Origin of the sequence: Donghicola tyrosinivorans (genome assembly GCF_003003355.1) — a bacterium.
In the GTDB taxonomy this organism is placed as follows: Bacteria; Pseudomonadota; Alphaproteobacteria; order Rhodobacterales; family Rhodobacteraceae; genus Donghicola; species Donghicola tyrosinivorans.
Map to the genome: position 1 here is coordinate 75,465 of NZ_PVTQ01000009.1, position 18,521 is coordinate 93,985.

Here is an 18,521-nt window from a genome sequence, read left to right on the forward strand (position 1 = left end):
AGTTGGTGCGCAATTGCATCATTTTCAGAACAAGAAAGGGGTCCCAAAAGGACCCCTTACAAGATATTGTGGTTTTATAGGGTCTTAGACCCAAGGACGCTCTTGCGTGGCTTTCGATTCGAAAGCGTCGATCGAGGCACCTTTTTCAAGCGTCAGACCGATGTCATCCAGACCTTCCAGCAGGCAATGCTTGCGGAAGGGGTCGACTTCGAACGAGAAGCTTTCGCCGTCCGAGGTGGTCACGGTCTGGGCTTCCAGATCCACTTCCATACGGGCGTTGGCGCCTTTTTCTGCGTCCTTCATCAGCACGTCGACCTGCTCTTGGGGCAGGACGATGGGCAGGATGCCGTTCTTGAAGCAGTTGTTGAAGAAAATATCGGCAAAGCTGGGTGCGATCACGCACTTGATGCCGAAATCCTTGATCGCCCAAGGGGCGTGTTCGCGCGACGAGCCGCAGCCGAAGTTGTCACCGGCAACGATGATCTCGGCTTCGCGATAGGCGGGCTTGTTCAGCACGAAATCGGGGATTTCTTTGCCTTCGCTGTCGTAGCGCATTTCATCAAACAGGTTCACGCCGAGGCCCGAACGCTTGATGGTTTTCAGGAACTGCTTGGGGATGATCATATCGGTGTCGATGTTGATCAAAGGCATAGGTGCGGCGATCCCGCTGAGTTTTTCGAACTTGTCCATATCCTGTTTTCCTTCCGAAAAAGGTGGGTATGGCCTGCGTCTGGTCTACGTATGGCAAACGTACATACATAAACGCCTGACGCAGGCGGCGGGATTTCTTAGGCCAGAGTGCGCACGTCGGTGATCTTGCCGGTGATCGCAGCAGCAGCTGCCATCGCGGGCGACATCAGGTGAGTGCGGCCACCGCGGCCCTGACGACCTTCGAAGTTACGGTTCGAGGTTGCTGCGCAACGCTCGCCCGGCTTCAGCTGGTCGGGGTTCATGGCAAGGCACATCGAGCAGCCTGCAAGACGCCATTCGAAGCCGGCCTCTTGGAAGATATCTGCCAGACCTTCTTCTTCGGCCTGTGCGCGGACCAGACCCGAACCGGGAACGATCATCGCACGGATGCCGTCCTTGACCTTGCGGCCTTTCAGGATCTCGGCTGCGGCGCGCAGGTCTTCGATACGACCGTTGGTGCACGAACCGATGAAGACGGTGTCGATCTCGATGTCGGTCAGGGGCGTGCCCGAAGTCAGGCCCATGTATTCGATCGAGCGGGCAGCCGCATCAACCTTGCCGCCTTTGAAATCGGCGGGCGAGGGAACCACGGCGCTGATCGGCAGTGCGTCCTCGGGCGAGGTGCCCCAGGTCACGGTGGGTTCAATCGATTCACCTTCGATGACCAGCACCTTGTCGAAGTGTGCGCCTTCGTCGGTGAAGAGGGTCTTCCACCAGTTCAGAGCGGCATCCCACTGGGCGCCTTTGGGCGCATGGGGACGACCCTGCACGTAGTCGAAGGTGGTCTGGTCGGGAGCGATCAGACCGGCGCGGGCGCCGCCTTCGATGGCCATGTTACAGATGGTCATACGACCTTCCATGGACAGATCGCGGATCGCTTCGCCACAATATTCGATCACGTAGCCGGTGCCGCCAGCGGTGCCGGTTTCCGCGATGATGCGCAGAACGATGTCTTTCGCGGTCACACCGGGCAGCAGTTTGCCGGTGATCTCGACCTTCATGTTCTTGGACTTCTTCTGGATCAGGGTCTGGGTGGCCAGAACGTGTTCCACTTCCGAAGTGCCGATGCCGTGGGCCAGTGCGCCGAACGCACCGTGGGTCGCGGTGTGGCTGTCACCACAGACGACGGTCATGCCGGGCAGGGTCCAGCCCTGTTCGGGGCCGACGATGTGCACGATGCCCTGACGGACGTCGGTCACGGGGTAGTAGTGGATGCCGAATTCTTTCGCGTTGGTGTCCAGCGCGGCAACCTGAATGCGGCTGTCTTCGGGCATGTTGCTGGGATCTTCACGGCCCTCGGTGGTGGGGACGTTGTGATCGGGAACAGCAATGGTTTTCTCGGGCGCGCGCACCTTGCGGCCGGCCATACGCAGACCTTCAAAGGCCTGAGGGCTGGTCACTTCGTGAACCAGGTGGCGGTCGATATAAAGCAGGCAGGTGCCGTCTTCGGCCTCATGGGCGACGTGGGCATCCCAGATTTTATCATAGAGTGTCTTCGGGGCGGTCATGGTCCTCTCCCGTGGATATCTTGGAAATGTGATGGTCAAGCAGGTTCGGGTCCCGCCTTATAGGCGGGCGAGAACGGTGTGCGTCGCACCGAAGAAGCGCCACGGCAAACGGGCGCGATCATCCATGTCGAAAAAAGCCATCATGGCGTGGAAATACAGCGACCCGCACTTATCTTCAAGAGCGCAGGCGCGGGCGGGGTGACATTCCGGTTTCCATGCAGTAATTGCGCCGTTCTGTCTGGATGGTCCGAGTGATGAAAAATACGTTGTCCCTGCTGCAAATGCTGCTGACCTGTGCCCTTGTTGCGATGTTTGCCGGAGCCCACGCCAGTCCCGATTTTCCGCCGCAGACGGTGGTACATCCCGCGGATGCCCGTTAATAGAGCGCCCCAAGTGAGTCGCGCCGCCCGGACGGGCGCTGCGCGATTGAGATTTTTCGCATCAAATGGTACTGTGGACTTATGTCCGGCGTCAGGACCATATGGCGCGTTATACAGGAGGACTGAGTCCTGACACTGACCGATCATGCGGCCGAGCCCGCTGACAACTCTCCGGTAGCTGCTGCCGGAACGCCTGAACTGACCAGTGAGGTCATTCTGGCCCGTGTCCTGAAATCCCTTGATGAAGACAAGGCCGAGGACGTTGTGCAGATCGACCTGCGCGGCATTTCCTCGATCGGTGATTATATGATCATCGCTTCGGGCCGGTCTTCGCGTCAGGTGGTATCGATCTCTGAAAAGATGGTGGATCGCCTGAAGCAGGAATATGGCATCTCTTGCAAGCTGGAAGGTAAAGACGGTGGCGATTGGGTTCTGATCGATACCGGCGACGTGGTGGTGCATGTGTTCCGCCCCGAAGTGCGCGAATTCTACCAGCTGGAAAAGATGTGGCTGCCCGCAGGGGCATCCGGCGCGAAGTAAAGCCCTGCGGGGCAAGGACAGGGAGCAGGGATGCGTGTGCACCTCTGCGTGGTGGGGCGGCTTCGGTCCGGCCCCGAGGCCACGCTTGTCGACGATTATCTGACACGGTTCGACCGGACTGGGCGGGCGCTGGGTCTAGGCCCTGCCCGCATCATCGAGGTCGAGGATAAGAAAAGCCGCGGCATGGGTGCCGAGGCCGATTTGCTTCGCAAATCGATTCCCGCTGGCGCCAAGCTGGTGGTGATGGACGAACGGGGCAAGGTGATGACCTCGCCCGATTTTGCGAACAAGCTTGGAGACTGGCGCGATACGGGCTGTCAGGATCTGGCCATCGTGATCGGTGGCGCGGACGGGATTGATCCGTCCCTGCGGGCCGAGGCGGATTTCGCGATCTCTTTCGGCAAGATGGTCTGGCCCCATATGCTGGTGCGGGTCATGCTGACCGAACAGCTTTACCGTGCAGCCAGCATCCTGTCGGGCGCGCCCTATCATCGTGAGTGAGCGGTAAAAATCTTCGCCGAAGATTTTTTAATGGCAGATTTTTCGGCGAAAAATCTGGTCGCGCGGTTGTCTATGGTTCACCCCGCCTTTGGCTTGCGCTAGGAGAGGGCAAGCCTAGGAGGGAACGTGATGACTGCACCCAAGCCCGTTGTTCTGTGTATTCTTGATGGTTGGGGTCTGAGTGATAGCAACTCGGCCAATGCGCCGGCTTTGGCGGACACCCCGAATTTCGACCGGATCTGGAACGATTGCCCCCATGCGCGGCTGATCACCCATGGTCCTGATGCGGGTCTTCCCAGCGGGCAGATGGGCAACTCTGAGGTCGGTCACACCAATATCGGCGCGGGCCGTGTGGTGGCGATGGATTTGGGCCAGATCGATTTGGCGATCGAGGACGGGTCTTTCTACGAAAATCCTGCCTTGCAGGATTTTATCACCAAGGTGAAGGAAAGCGCAGGGATGGCTCATGTAATGGGTCTGATCTCGGATGGCGGTGTGCATGGTCACACGGTCCATGCGCTGGCCGCGGCCAAGGCGATCACCGATGCAGGCGTCCTTGTGGCGATGCATGTGATCACCGACGGGCGCGATGTGGCGCCAAAGTCCGCAGACAAATACGTGGCCGAACTGGAAGAGAAGCTGCCCGAGGGTGCCTTTATCGCCACCGTGTCGGGCCGCTACTATGCCATGGACCGCGACAACCGCTGGGAGCGGGTTCAGCTGGCCTATGACGCGATGATCCACGGCAAGGCCCCTGATGCAGAGAGCGTCGCGGCGGCGATTGAGGCCAGCTATGCCGAGGATGTTCTGGACGAGTTCATCAAGCCCGTGACCATCGGCGGCTATGAGGGTGTGCATGACGGGGACGGGGTCTTCTGCCTGAACTTCCGTGCGGACCGCGCCCGTGAAATCCTGCGCGCCATTGGCGAGCCTGACTTTGCCGATTTCGACGCGGGCGAGCGTCCTGCTTTGTCGGCGCTCTTGGGCATGGTGGAATATTCCGAAGGTCATAGCGCCTATATGACCACCGCCTACCCCAAGCGTGAGATCGTCAATACGCTGGGCGCGTGGGTGGCCAAACAGGGCAAGACCCAGTTCCGTCTGGCGGAAACCGAGAAATACCCGCATGTGACCTTCTTCCTCAACGGCGGGAAAGAGACCCCCGAAGAGGGCGAAGATCGCTTTATGCCCAAATCGCCAAAGGTGGCGACCTATGATTTGCAGCCCGAAATGTCGGCCCCCGAAGTGACCGAGAAATTCGTGGAAGCGATTAACAGCGGCTATGACCTGATCGTCGTGAACTATGCCAACCCCGACATGGTCGGTCACACTGGCGATCTGGAGGCGGCGAAGGCGGCATGTACCGCTGTGGACACTGGGCTGGGCAGGGCGCTGGAGGCGCTGGCGGCCAATGGTGGCGCGATGATCGTCACTGCCGACCACGGTAACTGCGAGGTTATGGTTGATCCCGCAACCGGCGGCGCACATACCGCGCACACGCTGAACCTTGTGCCTGTGGTGCTGGTGGGTGGCCCCGAGGGGGCCGCGCTGCGTGATGGCCGTCTGGCCGATCTGGCACCCACGGTGCTGGCGTTGATGGAATTGCCCCAGCCTGAGGAAATGACCGGGGAGAGCCTGCTGAAGTGAGCTTGCTGCGCGCTGTTTGCCTAGCCCTGTCCTTTGCTGCGCCAGCTATGGCGCAGGACGATCCGGCTGCGGCGGCTTTGGCCGCCAAAGAGCAGTTGCAGGCGGCCCATGCGGCGCTGGATGCGGCCAGCGGCAGTCAGGATCGGGTCGAGGCACTGACGCGTACTGTCCAAGCCTATGAGGCGGGATTGCAGGCCATGCGGAATGGCCTGCGCCGTGCGGCGATCCGTGAAACAGCTTTGCGGGAAAGTCTGGATGCCAAGCGGGACGAGGTCTCGGCCCTGTTGGGCACCTTGCAGACCATCGGCCGCGCCCCTGCGCCGATGATGCTGATGCATCCGTCGGGGCCGACGGGGACGGCGCGGGCGGGGATGATCCTGTCTGATATCTCGCCTGCGGTTCAGTCCGAAGTGAATGTCCTGAGCGCGCAACTGGATGAGGTGCGCACCCTGCGGGCCTTGCAGCAGACTGCGGCTGAAACCCTGCGCGACGGCTTGCAAGGGGTGCAGGAAGCACGGACCGAGTTGAGCAAAGCCATCAGTGACCGTGTTGACCTGCCCCGCCGCTTTTCCGCCGATCCGGTGAAAGAGGCGCTGCTGATCGCCTCGGCCGAGACGCTGGAGGGGTTCGCAGGTGGCCTGAGTGAAATCGTGGTGGATGACATTCCCGAAGGCGAGGGTGCGTTGCAGCCATTCGTGGGGCCGGAGAAGGGTGATTTGCCCTTACCGGTGCAGGGAACGATTCTGCGGATGCCCGGCGAAGCCGATGCCGCAGGCATCCCGCGCCCAGGTATCATTATCGCAACCGAGCCCGGTGCGCTGGTCACCAACCCCTCGGCGGCGACGGTGCGCTATGCAGGTCCCCTGCTGGACTACGGAAACGTGATAATTCTAGAGCCCGAACCGGACATTCTTTTCGTGCTTGCGGGCATGGAACAGGTTTACGGTGAGGTCGGACAGGTATTGCCTGCGGGCGATCCGGTAGGTTTGATGGGCGGCGAGAGGCCAGCACAGGATGCGGTAGCCACGCAAACCGGTGCGAGCCAGAGCAGTGAAACGCTCTATTTAGAGATCAGGGAAGGCCAGCAGCCGGTAGATCCGGCGGAATGGTTCAAGACGGATAAGGACTGAAGACTATGCGCAAGTTTGTAATGGCCATCGGTGGCGGCGTTGTGGCGGGCCTGTTGGCCTCGACCCAGATTGCCGGTCCGCTGCTGGCGCAGGAAGCCGCAACCAAGGGAAGCGTCTATGAGCAGCTGGACCTGTTCGGCGATATCTTCGAGAGAATCCGTGCGCAGTATGTCGAAGAAGTGGACGAAGGCGATCTGATCGAGGCAGCCATCAACGGCATGTTGCAATCGCTTGACCCCCACAGCAGCTATCTGGCCCCCGATGATGCACAGGCCATGCGCGTCCAGACCCGTGGCGAGTTCGGCGGTCTGGGTATCGAAGTGACACAGGAAGAGGGCTTTGTGAAAGTCGTCTCGCCGATGGATGGCACCCCTGCCGATGAAGCAGGCGTTCTGTCGGGCGACTTTATCACTCATGTGGATGGCGAGAGCCTGCTGGGTCTGACGCTGGATGAGGCGGTCGAGATGATGCGCGGGCCGGTGGGCTCGGAAATCCGTGTGACCATCGTGCGCGAAGGCGAGCCGGAGCCGTTCGACGTCACCATTATCCGCGACACCATTACCCTGACCGCTGTGCGCACCCGTATGGAAAGTGGCGCTGTGGTCCTGCGGGTCAGCACCTTTAACGATCAGACCTACAAGAACCTTGCGGAAGGTCTGGAAAAGTCGGTCGAAGAAGCGGGCGGCATGGATGCAGTGACGGGTATCGTCATCGATCTGCGCAACAACCCCGGTGGTCTGCTGAACCAGGCCATTCTGGTGGCCGATGCCTTCCTTGAGAAAGGTGAAATCGTCAGCACCCGTGGCCGTAACCCCGAAGACGGCGAGCGCTTTAACGCGACGCCGGGCGATCTGGCGGGTGGCAAGCCTGTGGTTGTGCTGATCAACGGCGGCTCTGCCTCGGCCTCCGAGATCGTGGCGGGCGCGCTGAAAGATCACCGCCGCGCGGTGATCGTGGGGACGAAGTCCTTCGGTAAGGGCTCGGTCCAGACGGTGATGCCGCTGCGCGGGGATGGTGCGATGCGTCTGACCACGGCGCGGTATTACACGCCGTCGGGCCGGTCTATTCAGGCGCTGGGTGTCTCGCCCGATATCGTCGTCGAACAGCCTCGCGTGCCGGTGAATGCTGAGGCCGAGGAAAAGACTACCCGCAACACCCGCAGCGAAGCGGATCTGCGCGGCTCGCTGGACAATGACAGCCTGACCGAGGACGAAATCCGTCAGATCGAGGAAGAGAACGCCAAGGCCGAGGAAGCCGCGAAGCTGCGCGACGAGGACTATCAGCTGGCCTATGCGATCGACATCCTGAAGGGACTGTCGGCTTTGGAGCTGGAACAGAAGTGAGCCCCGAAGACATTCTGAAGCTGCCCTACCGGCAAAACGTGGGCGTTATGATCGTCAATGGCGAGAACCACGTCTGGGTCGGGCAGCGGCTGGACAGCGAGGTTCCCGCCTGGCAGATGCCCCAAGGGGGCATCGACAAGGGCGAGGACCCGAAAGTGGCAGCCTTGCGCGAGCTGGAAGAAGAGACCGGTATCGCCCCCGATCAGGTGGTGGTCGAGGCCGAGACCGATGGCTGGCTGGCCTATGACCTGCCCCATGACATCGTGCCGAAAATCTGGAAGGGCCGCTATCGCGGGCAGGAGCAGAAGTGGTTCCTGATGCGCTATCTGGGCCCTGACGAGGCGATCGTTATCGAGCAGGAGCATCCCGAGTTCAGCGAGTGGCGCTGGCTGCCGGTGGATGATCTGGTCGACAACATCGTGCCGTTCAAGCGCGCGGTCTATGAGCAAGTCGTGGCAGCGTTCCGCCAGTATTTGTGAGGCGTTGCCTTTGGGCCGAGGTCTGCGCCGTGAGTATTTAGGCAATAAAGAAGCCTGCACGGCGGGTTGACCGGCTGGGGGCGCTCTTGCGGCAAAGCTTGCGCCGGTGAGTATTTAGGTCAAGAAGAAGGCGGGGCGTTTGCTCTGCCTTTTTTGTTTCGCGTCCGGAGGCGGCTATGATCGACAAGCTGGAGATGTTTATCGCCTTGGCGCAGCACAGCCATTTCGGGCGGGCGGCGGAGGCTTGCGGGGTGACGCAGCCGACGCTCTCGGCTGCGATCCGGCAGTTGGAAGAGCAGCTGGGGGTGATGCTGGTCTGGCGGGGCAGCCGGTTTCAGGGGCTGACGCCGGAAGGGCAGCGGGTGCTGGAATGGGCGCGGCAGATTTGCGGTGATGCGCGGGCCATGCGCGAGGAGATGCGGGCGCGCAAGAGTGGCCTCTCGGGCCATGTGCGTTTGGGCGTTGTGCCGACTGCGGTCAGTATGGTGCGCCTGTTGACCGTGCCTTTTGCCGAGCGCCATCCGGGGGTGAAGTTCACTATCCTGTCGCGGACGAGTGCGGAGATTTTGTCTTTGCTGGAAGATCACCGGATCGATGCGGGGCTGAGCTATCTGGAGAACGAGCCCTTGGGCCGCGTGGTGACGGTGCCGCTCTATGAAGAGCGTTATGTCCTGATGGTGCCTGAGGGGCATCCTTTGGCCCTGCAGGGGCATGCGGATTGGGCCGATGTCGGAGGCGAGGCTTTGGCGGCGCTGACGCCGGATATGCAGAATCGCCGGATTTTGAACCAGCTTTTGCTGGCGGCTGGGGCGGCCCCCGAGATCGCGGTGGAAAGCAACAGCGTTCTGGCCTTGGTGGCGCAGGTGCGGGCGGGGGGCTGTGTGACCATTCTGCCCGAGGGCAATGCCGAGATGTTCGCGATGGAGGGGCTGGCCTGTTTGCCTTTGGCGGGAGGCGGGCAGCCCTTGGGGCTGATTGCGCCCGAGCGCGAGCCCTATACGCCGGTCCTGGCGGCGCTGATTGATGAGGCGCGGCGGGTGGCCGCGCCCTGATCCGTTCTTAGAAGTTCACTTTGACGCCGGGCAGGTTCAGCGTCTTGATCAGGTCGCGCAGTTCCTGACGGGCGGCGATGTTCGAGATCGAGAGTTGCGTCACACCGATGTCCTTGAGGTCCAGCAGCGTAAGACCCTTGGGGAAGAGTTCGCGGAAGACCACACGTTCCGAAAAGCCGGGGGCGATGCGGAAGCCGATCCGCTGGGCCAGTTTTTCCACCGCGGCGGTCATCTTCTTTTTGTTGATCATGTTCTGGGCGCCGATCCGATTGCGGACCACGATCCAGTCAATCGGCGAAAGGCCGGCCTGTGCGCGCAGCTGGCGGGCGTGCCAGACCATCTCTGAATAGACCGAGGGGCCAAGGATCGTCTCGCCGTCCGCATCGGTGCGGGCCAGCAGGTCAAAGTCCACGAAGCTGTCGTTCAGGGGGGTGACCAGCGTGTCGGCAAGGCTGTGGGCCATCTGGCTGAGGCGGGTGTGCGAGCCGGGGCAATCGATCAGGATGAAATCGCAGTCGGCCTCGAACGCTTGTACGGCGGCCGAGAGGCGGGCGTCGTAGATGTTCTCGCCGTCCTTGAGGGTGGCGGGATCGATCTCGGGCAGTTCGGAGTAGAGGGGGCTGGGAAGGGTGATGCCTTCGAGCTTCATGAAACGGGCGCGGTTTTCGGCGTAGCGGCCGAAGGACTTCTGACGCATGTCCAGATCCAGTGCGCCGACCTTGAACCCGAGGCGCACCAGCGCGGTTGCGATATGCATCGAGGTGGTCGATTTACCCGAACCGCCCTTTTCATTGCCGACAACAATGATATGCGCCATACGCCTTTATCCCTTTTCCATGCCCTGCCACGGGCCGTTCTTTAGCATTGCTTATGCATAGCGAGAGGCGGAAACGGCAAGACCGTGCATGTCGCCTGACGCTATTTTTTCACCAGATTTTGCCATTTTCCCACCATTTTGTGGGGCAGATGACAATATGCAGCAGATTTGGTGGTGATGTGGTGTCACGCGGCGTCGGTCAGGACGCAGGCGCGGACCAGCTTTGCCTCGTAGGTGCGCAGGCAGGGGCGGGCGGTCTGGCCGTAGCTTTTGGTTACATGGGCCGCGTCCAGTTCGGGGAAGATGCTCAGGATCTCGGATCGGGCGGCAGCGGTCATGGCGTTCCAGCATTCCGCGCCGGGATGCAGGCTTTCCGAGGCCAGTCCTTCGGCGAAGACGATCTGGTGGTTGTCAAAGAGCATGTGGAAATATTCCACGGTCGGGCCCTCTTGGCGGGTGACGAAACGGCCATCGACCAGATGTTTTGCGGCGATGAGGATTTCCTCTTCTCCCAGCAGCAGTTCGGCGCGGGGGTGGCGGAACCAGATGCGGTGATTGGGCGAGAGCAGAAGGTCTGCGGTGGTGCCGAAGACCCCCTGGCGGATGCGGACAGGGGCCAGATCTCCTTGGGCGCAGACGGTGCGGCTGCCGATCCATCGGACCGGTTGATAGCCGTTGTCCATGGTTTGGACCTTGTCGCCCGCGCGGATGTCCTGAATGGGGATCGCGCCGCGTTGGGTGGCGATCAGGGTGCCGCGGGCAAAGCAGATTACGCCGGTGCGGGTTGTGGTCAGTAGGTCGGCGTTTACCGGTTCTCCTTTGTTCTTGAGGGTGATGTCCAGCGCGCCGGTGAATGCCGCATAGTTGGTGCCGCTAATGGTCCCGTCTAGTGCCCCATCCGCCGCGTCTGCCTTCATCAGTTGTAGCGGGGTTTTGTAATGCTGGGCCGGATCGCTGATGGTGGCGTTGATCTGCGCCAGAGAGGTGGTCGAATAGTAGCCACCCAATGCGATAGCGTCGGTATTCTCGCCCTCGCCGGTGGTGAAGTCGGTGATGGTGACACTGCCGCCAGTGTAGATGAAGATGTCGCCGCCATCGCCGCCAGTGACGGTATCGCCGTCGCCCATCATGATGGTGTCGTCGCCCGCACCGCCGATGATGACGTCGCTGCCGCTGCCACCGTCGATGATGTCGCCGCCCGCACCGCCGTCTATGGTGTCAGCACCGCTGCCGCCGTCAATCGTATCACTGCCATCATTACCGCTAAGGGTATCGGCACCGAGCCCGCCCGAGATCACGTCGTTACCATCGCCGCCGTAGATCGTGTCCACGCCGTTGCCACCGTCGATGGTGTCATCGCCGCCGCTGCCGTCGATCATATCGGGGCCGTTATCGCCTTGAATAGCATCGCCCAATTCGGTGATTGGGCTGCCGTTGCTGTCGGTAAAACCCGCAGTCATCGTGTCGGCGCCGTTCAGACCCCGTACGATGCCATCGCCTTGCAGGGTGAAGCTGGCGCTCTGGTCAAAGGTGATCGCAACACCGCTGATCCCAGTCAGCGACAGGCCGTCCACCGCATGGAAATACAACTGATCGCCGATGGAAAAGACCATCAGTGGCAGATTTGCCGTCGTCACGCCCATGTCGATCGTCGCGGTCGCCTGCCCGAGATAGCTGGCGCTTTGGCCGCTTTGTCCGTTCAGGGCGAATTGGAAACTCTGGCCCGGAGACAGAGAGGCATCGCTGGCGGCAATGGCTCCGTCAACGGTCTGCTGCATTTGGGTGCCGCTGGCAATCGAGAGGCCAGCGTCCAGATCCACGCCGCTAAGGCTACCCTGATACAGGTAGATATGTTGGAGAGAATACGTACCCATCCGATGATCCAGCTTTCTGCTTCGGGTCTCTTGAACGGACCCGCCTGCGCGCTCACGCGAATTTGCTGTCTCAAAGATATTACGTTCATCGGTATGTTACATTTACCCTTTGGGCTAAATGCTTATATCAAAAATGTGTATATATTACAATTGCTTGCATGGCATTTTTCGAGACATCTCGCCTAGCGCGCGTTTGCTATCCTTTTGGATATAAGGTAAAAGTGCTAATCATGTTTTGCGCAAAGCTTTAGACGACACCTTTGCGAAGGCTTACGAATCTGCAAATACCTGTTTCAGGTATTCATCTTTGATGTTGATTTATAGGGGTGCGATCCTTCGCAAAGCGTAGAGCGCAGGCTATGTGCCTCTTTTAGATCACATTTTTGAAACATCTGTGCATATTTATCGGATGTCTTGCATAAGCTTTTGAAATCAAAAATGGAAAAAAGTTTCAAACGGCTCTTCATGATCAGCGTTGCATTTTTGCGGTCTGATTGAGTTGGACGTTCTGAGGTGTGCATCACATCCTTAAGGGCAAGAGCGTATCTGCCAGTTCCCCATTTTACCCGAGTGTAACGCGTAAGCCTGAGGAACATTTTGATGCCCACATATGCTTCCACGAATGCAAATGCGAACTATGCTTACAACGACTCGTTCCTGTCACTAACGGGAACACTGGTTCAGGCGCTGGTTCTAAATGACCTGTCCAGCAGTGGCGCAGTGACCTTTGAGGACAACGATGGCACGCTGCAGCCGGACGAGAGTTTCGCTGTTATCAACGCCAGCGGCGCTGCGCAGATGGCGACCTACCTAGGGTCGGGCACCGCCTACACACTGGGGCTGAATCTGTTCGGGATTGGGGTGCGTCTGAACGAAAAGCCGGTGATGGCTTATGAGATTGGCGGTCAGGTGTATCTGTACACCCCTGAGGGGCTGCCGATCCTGTCAGGGATCATCACCTATTTCGAGATTGATGCGAACGCCAGCTTCACCTTCGACACCGACCCTAACGGGATCGTTGATGGTAGCTCTACCTCTGAGGTGATGGGTGTGGGCTACACCGATGGCGACGGGGACCAGATCACCAACGGCGCTGACAGTATCCGAGGCAACGGGGGCGATGATACGATCAACGCCGGAGACGGAGCCGACACGGTAGATGGCGGCGCAGACAACGACGTGATTTATGGCGGCAACGGCAACGATGTGCTGATTGGCGGCAGCGGCAATGACATTCTGGATGGCGAGGCTGGCAGCGACCAGCTGCTTGGAGGCGAAGGTGATGACCAACTGACCGGTGGCGAGGGGGATACTCTGACCGGTGGGGCTGGGAATGACCAGTTCGTCTACACGGGCGGCTTGGTGCTGATCGACGACTTTGGCAACGACGACGGTTTTCTGGATGACGGCGATACTACCAACAATGACTTCGTGGACCTGAGCGGGTACTACGACATTGATGCGGTCACGCTGGTGAATGCCCGCATCGCCAACCCCGAGGACCAGTTCCGCAATGCACTCGATCTGCTTAAGGCGGACCAGTTGGACGGGACGCTGGATGGGGTGGTCGAGGGGACGGATTACTCTGACATCATCGGCTCGATTGATCTGACGCTTCAGTCCGGTGGCGGCGCGGTGGCCGGCGCCAGCCTGACCAACGACAACACCGGCGTGATCTGCTTTGTGCGCGGGACGCTGATCAGCACGCAACGCGGACAGATTCCGGTTGAGGAACTGACCTGTGCGGACAAGGTCCAGACCATGGACAACGGGATGCGGCCCATTCGCTGGATCGGGCATCGTTCGGTCAGTGGGCGCGGGGCGCTGGCGCCGGTGCGGATCACCAAGGGCGCCTTGACCAACGACCGCGATATTCTGCTGTCGCCCAATCACCGGGTCTGGCTGCGAGACACCCATAGCGGCCTATATATGGGAACCGAGGAAGTCCTGGTTTCGGCCAAGCATCTCACAGGGGCGAAGGGGGTCGAGGTGGCCTCTTGCGATACGGTGGAATATTTCCACCTGCTGTTTGATAACCATGAGGTGATCTTTGCCGAAGGGATGCCAAGCGAAAGCCTGCATCCGGGCAAGCAGACGTGGGGCACATTTGGCGATGCGGCCCGCGCGGAAATTCTGGAGATCTTCCCCGAACTAAACGCCGAGCAGGTGACCGAGACCTATGGCATCACTGCCCGTCCCTGTGCGCGGTTCTATGAGGGCCGATTGATCGGCCAGATGGTCATGCAGCGCCGCTGAGGCGCAACGGTTCGGGTCTGCATCGGTTCGCAGGCCCCGGCGCTGCCGCGCTATCCCCCAATGCACTTGCAGGCAGCGCCCCTTATTCTTTCCCTCCTGCCACGCGCAGAACGAAAAACGCCGCGCTGGAAAGCGCGGCGTTTGACGTTGAACCAATGCGGTAAGGGATTAGAAGCCCAGACCTGCGTATTTGTTCTTGAACTTCGACACGCGGCCACCCTGGTCCAGCAGGCGCGAGTTGCCGCCGGTCCATGCGGGGTGCACGGTGGGGTCGATGTCCAGCGACATGGTGTCGCCTTCTTTGCCCCAGGTCGAGCGCATTTTCAGGATGGTGCCATCGGTCATTTTGACGTCGATGAAGTGGTAGTCGGGGTGAATGTCTTTTCTCATGACTACGATCCTTATGCGTTAGCTTTGGGCTTGTAGTTGGTAACTTCTGCGATACGGGCCGACTTGCCGCGACGCGAGCGCAGGTAGTACAGCTTCGAGCGACGCACGCGACCGCGACGTACAACTTCGATGCTCTCGATGTTGGTCGAGTAGAGGGGGAATACGCGCTCTACGCCTTCACCGAACGAAATCTTGCGAACAGTGAACGAGCCCGCGATGCCTTTGCCGTTCTTACGGCCAATGCAGACGCCTTCGTACATCTGCACACGGCTACGGGTGCCTTCGGTCACTTTGTAGCCGACGCGGATGGTGTCACCGGCTTTGAAGTCGGGGATTTCTTTCCCCAGCGCAGCAATCTGCTCCGCTTCGATCTGAGCGATCAGGTTCATCGCTGTTCTCCTAAATGCTTGTGGTTGATCCACAAAGGTCTGTTCGCCGCACCATAGCTCTTGGTCTTCTATCGGGTCCGCTGGATGCGCCCGCCAGAGATCGCTTGGCTTTCCTTATGTCATCCCGACATGGGGAAGGGCCCGATACCCGCCAGAAGAAGACGGAATCGCACTGGGTCCAACCATGCGCGGAATGCGCGCGGTATGTCAGGTTTTGCTGGGGTTGGCAAGGGGTAGGGTTAGTAGCTAAGCGTTTGATAGCAGGAGGCTAGAGAATGAAAAACTTTGTAGACGGCGTATTGGCACACGGAATATTTTTAGGGGCGCTTTCAATCTTAATGCTCTTTAGTCTTTATCAGACCTCCTTGTTTGATGATGAGGCATTGATCTCAGCTCTAATGGGGGCAGTAGTTGGCGGCGCATTCACGTTCTCTGCATCGTTCTGGATAAATGCGAAGGAAAAGAACGAAGAAGCTCATAGCGCGGTACTGATTGCCCAGAAAAAGCTCTTTGGCTATGCAGCTACCTTTGCGCTCATTGAGAAGAAATTGGAGGCCGTGAAAAAATTTCGAATTGACGAAAATGAAGCAAATTTCGGAACTATCGACCTTGAAATTGCTTTTGAGCCATTTGACGCGCGAGATGTCGCTTCCGTCCTTCCCATTCTTGAAGGTGAGCAGAAGGAAAAATTTCTGAACTATTTGGCTGTAAGTGAACTGATCGTCCGCAAGTTTGAGCGACTGTGCTCTGCACAGATAGAAGTCGCGAAGACTGCTTCTTTGCCTGAGTCATCAATACTGTTAAAAGGGAATTTCACAATTGAGAACCCGCAGTCAATTGCGCAAGATTTGGAGAATATGTCGGCCTTCGCGCGTGATTTGCAGATGGAAGTATTAGGAAAAGCAGGAGATGGCGATTCCGACGAGCGTATGAGTAAACAGGCTGGGGTTCATATTTATAATCTCACAAAAAACTTCGAGCGAAAAACGGGCATGAAAACCGGATATTTAAATATTTCTGGCTAAGGTTCAATTACTCCAACAAATCAGGCCGACGCTCCCGAGTGATCCGCTCTGACTCTTCCTTGCGCCATTCGGCCACCTTTCCGTGGTGGCCGGACATTAGCACGGGGGGGATTTCTCGGCCCTTCCATTCGGCGGGGCGGGTGTATTGGGGGTGTTCCAGCATGCCGTTGGAAAAGCTTTCTTCCTCGATGCTTTCGGCATTGCCCAGAACGCCCGGCAGCAGGCGGACGGTGGCGTCCAGTAGGGCGTAGGCGGCGATCTCGCCCCCTGTCATCACGAAATCCCCGAGCGAGACCTCTTGGATGCCGTAGTGTTCCAGCACCCGCTCATCCACGCCTTCAAAGCGGCCACAAAGGATCGTAACCCCGTCGCAGCGCGACAGGTTGCGGGCCATTTGCTGGTCAAGCCGTTTGCCGCGGGGCGACATGTAGAGGATCGGCCAGTTGCCGCGGGCGCCGGCCATGGCGTCCTCGATCGCGTTGCCGACCACATCAGGGCGCAGCACCATGCCCGCGCCGCCGCCGGCGGGGGTGTCGTCCACGTTCTTGTGCTTGCCCACGCCGTAGTCGCGCAGACCGATGGTCTCTAGCTGCCAGCGGCCTTCCCGCAGGGCTTTGCCCGTCAGGCTTTCGCCCAAGATGCCCGGAAAGGTTTCAGGAAACAGCGAGATGATGCGCGCGGTCCAGACCCCTGCCAGTTCGGGGTTGGGGTCCATCAGATCACGGGGCTGGACGGTCAGCTTGACCGCCTTGCGCCCGTGCGAGCGTTTGGGCGTGTCGGTCATGGGTTATTCAAACAGTCCTTCGGGGGGATCGGCGATCACGCGGCCACCGGCGATATCCACGGTGGGCACGACCTCTTTGGTGAAGGGCAGAAGGACGGTGGTCTTCATGCCGGGGCCGAATATCTCCAGCAGGTCCGAGGCGCCGTGGTTCTGCACCGCCTTGATGGTGCCAAGCGCATTGCCGCCGGTGTCCAGCACGGTCAGTCCGATGAGGTCGGCGTAGTAGAATTCATCCTCATCGGTGGCGGGCAGCTGGCTGCGCAGGGCGTATAGGCGCAGGCCGCGCAGGGCGTCGCCTTGTTCCTTGGTGTCCACGCCCGACAGGCGCGCGGCCAGACCGTTGCTGATCTGGCGGCTGATGGTCACCTCAAAGCTGCGGCTGCCGTCCTCGGAGGTGAGGGGGGCGTACATCGCGATATCTTCGGGGTTGGCGCAGTAGCTTTTCAGGCGCACTTCGCCTTTGACGCCGTAGGCTCCGCCGATGGCTCCTACACAGACGCGGTCTTCGGTCATTTCACGGCCCTCATCACACATAGTCCGTTGCGGCTTTCGCCGCCGATTTCATCGCAGAGTTTATTCTTTTCCGACCGTTCGTACATGACACCGGCAAAGAAGACGATGGCCAGAAGGAACGGAAGGCGGATCAGCCCGAACATCAGGAAAGCCTTTCAGCGGGTTTCGACGGGTGGGACGGTGCGGACCTCCCATCCTTTGCGCTGGAGTTCGGGGGTGTCGTCCTCTTGTTCGGGATAGCCGATACAGAGGTAGGCCACCAGACGCCAATCCGGTGAGACGTCCAGATCACGGCATAGCTGGTCGGGGTCCAGAATGGAGACCCAGCCAAGTCCAAGCCCGTGGGCCCGCGCGGCCAGCCAGAACTGCATGATGGCCGAGACGACAGAATAACGGCGCATTTCGGGCATGGTGCCTGCGCCAAGGCCTTTGCCCTTGATCGTGGTTTCGTCACAGAAGACAGCCAGATGCACGGGGGCCTCTTGCATGCCGGACAGCTTGAGACCGGCATAGATTTTCGCCGCCTCGCCCGAATAGCCCTCAAGCGCTTCGGCGTTGGCGGTCTGGAAATTCGACAGCGCCGCAGCACGGGCCGCGGCGCTGGTCACGCGCACTAGGCGCCAAGGTTCGGACAGGCCCACAGACGGGGCCAGAGCAAACGTGGCAAGCAGGTCCGACAACAGGGGTTCCTCGACCGGATCGGTGCGGAAGTGGCGCACGTCGCGCCGCCACCGCATGAGCCGGTCGAGCTCGTCCAGAAAACTGTCCGAAAACCCTGTCATGGCAGAAGTGCTTATTCTTCTGCTGCTTCAGCTGCCGCTGCGGCCTTTTCAGCCTTCTCTTCAGCGCGCTCTTGAGCTTTCTTGCCGGGAACGGCTTTCTTGGGGTTGTTGCGAACTTTTTTCTCAACAACGCCAGCGTTTTCCAGGAAGCGTGCTACGCGGTCGGTCGGCTGTGCGCCGTGACCCATCCAGTACTGGACGCGTTCGATGTCCAGAACAACGCGACGCTCGTCGTCTTTTGCCAGCAGGGGGTTGTAGGTGCCCAGCTTCTCGATGAAGCGGCCGTCGCGGGGCATGCGCGAGTCGGTTGCAACGATTGCGTAGTGGGGGCGTTTTTTGCTGCCACCACGGGCCAGACGGATTTTCATGGACATTGGAGTGTCTCCTTCGAGGGTTTTCTTGGTTTTTCCAGAGTGGGCCG

At 59.7% G+C, this 18,521-nt stretch carries 22 protein-coding genes; 10 read left to right on the plus strand and 12 right to left on the minus strand.

The window, feature by feature from the left end:
• Nucleotides 1–84 precede the first annotated feature (84 nt).
• Nucleotides 85–690 carry a 3-isopropylmalate dehydratase small subunit gene (gene leuD / locus CLV74_RS13320; protein WP_106265584.1) on the minus strand — a complete coding sequence of 202 codons (606 nt, stop codon included), beginning with the start codon at nt 688–690 and terminating at the stop codon, nt 85–87.
• 98 nt (nt 691–788) lie between these two features.
• Nucleotides 789–2,198 (minus strand): 3-isopropylmalate dehydratase large subunit, encoded by a 1,410-nt coding sequence (leuC, locus tag CLV74_RS13325; protein WP_106265586.1) that lies wholly within the window; start codon nt 2,196–2,198, stop codon nt 789–791.
• 254 nt (nt 2,199–2,452) lie between these two features.
• On the opposite strand from leuC, the gene CLV74_RS23390 reads away from it, so the two are divergent.
• The 8 genes from CLV74_RS23390 (at nt 2,453) to CLV74_RS13360 (ending at nt 9,270) form a co-directional block, all read left to right on the plus strand.
• The gene (locus CLV74_RS23390) at nt 2,453–2,578 is read left to right on the plus strand and encodes a hypothetical protein (RefSeq protein ID WP_281260663.1); all 126 of its coding nucleotides are present in this window, start codon (nt 2,453–2,455) and stop codon (nt 2,576–2,578) included.
• Between the two features lie 198 nt (nt 2,579–2,776).
• On the plus strand, nt 2,777–3,118 hold the full coding sequence (rsfS, locus tag CLV74_RS13330; RefSeq protein WP_106265589.1) for a ribosome silencing factor: 342 nt from the start codon (nt 2,777–2,779) through the stop codon (nt 3,116–3,118).
• Between the two features lie 30 nt (nt 3,119–3,148).
• Entirely contained in the window at nt 3,149–3,619 is a 471-nt protein-coding gene (gene rlmH / locus CLV74_RS13335; RefSeq protein ID WP_106265591.1) for a 23S rRNA (pseudouridine(1915)-N(3))-methyltransferase RlmH, read from the plus strand.
• A 129-nt stretch (nt 3,620–3,748) separates the two neighbouring features.
• A complete protein-coding gene (gpmI, locus tag CLV74_RS13340; protein ID WP_106265593.1) occupies nt 3,749–5,266 on the plus strand; it encodes a 2,3-bisphosphoglycerate-independent phosphoglycerate mutase in 1,518 nt (505 codons plus the stop codon).
• Complete coding sequence (locus CLV74_RS13345; RefSeq protein ID WP_342753489.1) at nt 5,263–6,396, plus strand: murein hydrolase activator EnvC family protein; 1,134 nt, start codon at nt 5,263–5,265, stop codon at nt 6,394–6,396. The genes gpmI and CLV74_RS13345 overlap by 4 nt, the downstream gene beginning before the upstream one ends.
• A 5-nt stretch (nt 6,397–6,401) precedes the next feature.
• Nucleotides 6,402–7,739, plus strand: a complete 1,338-nt coding sequence (locus CLV74_RS13350) for a S41 family peptidase (protein WP_106265595.1) — start codon at nt 6,402–6,404, stop codon at nt 7,737–7,739.
• Nucleotides 7,736–8,218, plus strand: coding sequence for an RNA pyrophosphohydrolase (locus CLV74_RS13355; protein WP_106265597.1), 483 nt, complete (start codon nt 7,736–7,738; stop codon nt 8,216–8,218). Before CLV74_RS13350 ends, CLV74_RS13355 begins: the two co-directional genes overlap by 4 nt.
• A gap of 176 nt (nt 8,219–8,394) precedes the next feature.
• On the plus strand, nt 8,395–9,270 hold the full coding sequence (locus tag CLV74_RS13360) for a LysR family transcriptional regulator (protein WP_106265599.1): 876 nt from the start codon (nt 8,395–8,397) through the stop codon (nt 9,268–9,270).
• A 7-nt stretch (nt 9,271–9,277) separates the two neighbouring features.
• Here the strand turns inward: CLV74_RS13360 and CLV74_RS13365 are convergent, their stop codons facing one another.
• From CLV74_RS13365 to CLV74_RS13385, 3 genes are all read right to left on the minus strand, one after another.
• On the minus strand, nt 9,278–10,087 hold the full coding sequence (locus CLV74_RS13365; RefSeq protein WP_106265601.1) for a division plane positioning ATPase MipZ: 810 nt from the start codon (nt 10,085–10,087) through the stop codon (nt 9,278–9,280).
• 185 nt (nt 10,088–10,272) lie between these two features.
• On the minus strand, nt 10,273–11,961 hold the full coding sequence (locus CLV74_RS22580) for a Hint domain-containing protein (RefSeq protein WP_146134957.1): 1,689 nt from the start codon (nt 11,959–11,961) through the stop codon (nt 10,273–10,275).
• A gap of 293 nt (nt 11,962–12,254) precedes the next feature.
• On the minus strand, nt 12,255–12,569 hold the full coding sequence (locus CLV74_RS13385) for a hypothetical protein (protein ID WP_146134958.1): 315 nt from the start codon (nt 12,567–12,569) through the stop codon (nt 12,255–12,257).
• Here CLV74_RS13385 and CLV74_RS23395 point away from each other — a divergent pair.
• A complete protein-coding gene (locus tag CLV74_RS23395; protein ID WP_106265612.1) occupies nt 12,562–14,217 on the plus strand; it encodes a Hint domain-containing protein in 1,656 nt (551 codons plus the stop codon). The two genes, CLV74_RS13385 and CLV74_RS23395, sit on opposite strands and share 8 nt — an antisense overlap.
• A 168-nt stretch (nt 14,218–14,385) precedes the next feature.
• Here CLV74_RS23395 and rpmE read toward each other — a convergent pair whose 3' ends face one another.
• Nucleotides 14,386–14,607: a 50S ribosomal protein L31 gene (gene rpmE / locus CLV74_RS13395; RefSeq protein WP_106265614.1), complete on the minus strand. Its 222-nt coding sequence runs from the start codon at nt 14,605–14,607 to the stop codon at nt 14,386–14,388.
• 11 nt (nt 14,608–14,618) lie between these two features.
• Entirely contained in the window at nt 14,619–14,996 is a 378-nt protein-coding gene (gene rplS, locus CLV74_RS13400) for a 50S ribosomal protein L19 (protein ID WP_106265616.1), read from the minus strand.
• A gap of 275 nt (nt 14,997–15,271) precedes the next feature.
• On the opposite strand from rplS, the gene CLV74_RS13405 reads away from it, so the two are divergent.
• Nucleotides 15,272–16,021: a hypothetical protein gene (locus tag CLV74_RS13405; protein WP_106265618.1), complete on the plus strand. Its 750-nt coding sequence runs from the start codon at nt 15,272–15,274 to the stop codon at nt 16,019–16,021.
• 7 nt (nt 16,022–16,028) lie between these two features.
• On the opposite strand, the gene trmD is transcribed toward CLV74_RS13405, so the two are convergent.
• From trmD to rpsP, 5 genes are read right to left on the minus strand one after another with little or no spacing between them, the layout of a single operon-like run.
• On the minus strand, nt 16,029–16,805 hold the full coding sequence (trmD, locus tag CLV74_RS13410) for a tRNA (guanosine(37)-N1)-methyltransferase TrmD (RefSeq protein WP_106265620.1): 777 nt from the start codon (nt 16,803–16,805) through the stop codon (nt 16,029–16,031).
• A 3-nt stretch (nt 16,806–16,808) separates the two neighbouring features.
• Nucleotides 16,809–17,318 carry a ribosome maturation factor RimM gene (rimM, locus tag CLV74_RS13415; RefSeq protein ID WP_106265622.1) on the minus strand — a complete coding sequence of 170 codons (510 nt, stop codon included), beginning with the start codon at nt 17,316–17,318 and terminating at the stop codon, nt 16,809–16,811.
• Entirely contained in the window at nt 17,315–17,461 is a 147-nt protein-coding gene (locus CLV74_RS22850; protein WP_170108053.1) for a hypothetical protein, read from the minus strand. The genes rimM and CLV74_RS22850 overlap by 4 nt, the downstream gene beginning before the upstream one ends.
• A 12-nt stretch (nt 17,462–17,473) precedes the next feature.
• Nucleotides 17,474–18,100, minus strand: coding sequence for a 5,6-dimethylbenzimidazole synthase (gene bluB, locus CLV74_RS13420; protein ID WP_106265624.1), 627 nt, complete (start codon nt 18,098–18,100; stop codon nt 17,474–17,476).
• Nucleotides 18,101–18,111: 11 nt separating this feature from the next.
• Nucleotides 18,112–18,474: a 30S ribosomal protein S16 gene (rpsP, locus tag CLV74_RS13425; RefSeq protein ID WP_106265627.1), complete on the minus strand. Its 363-nt coding sequence runs from the start codon at nt 18,472–18,474 to the stop codon at nt 18,112–18,114.
• Nucleotides 18,475–18,521 lie beyond the last annotated feature (47 nt).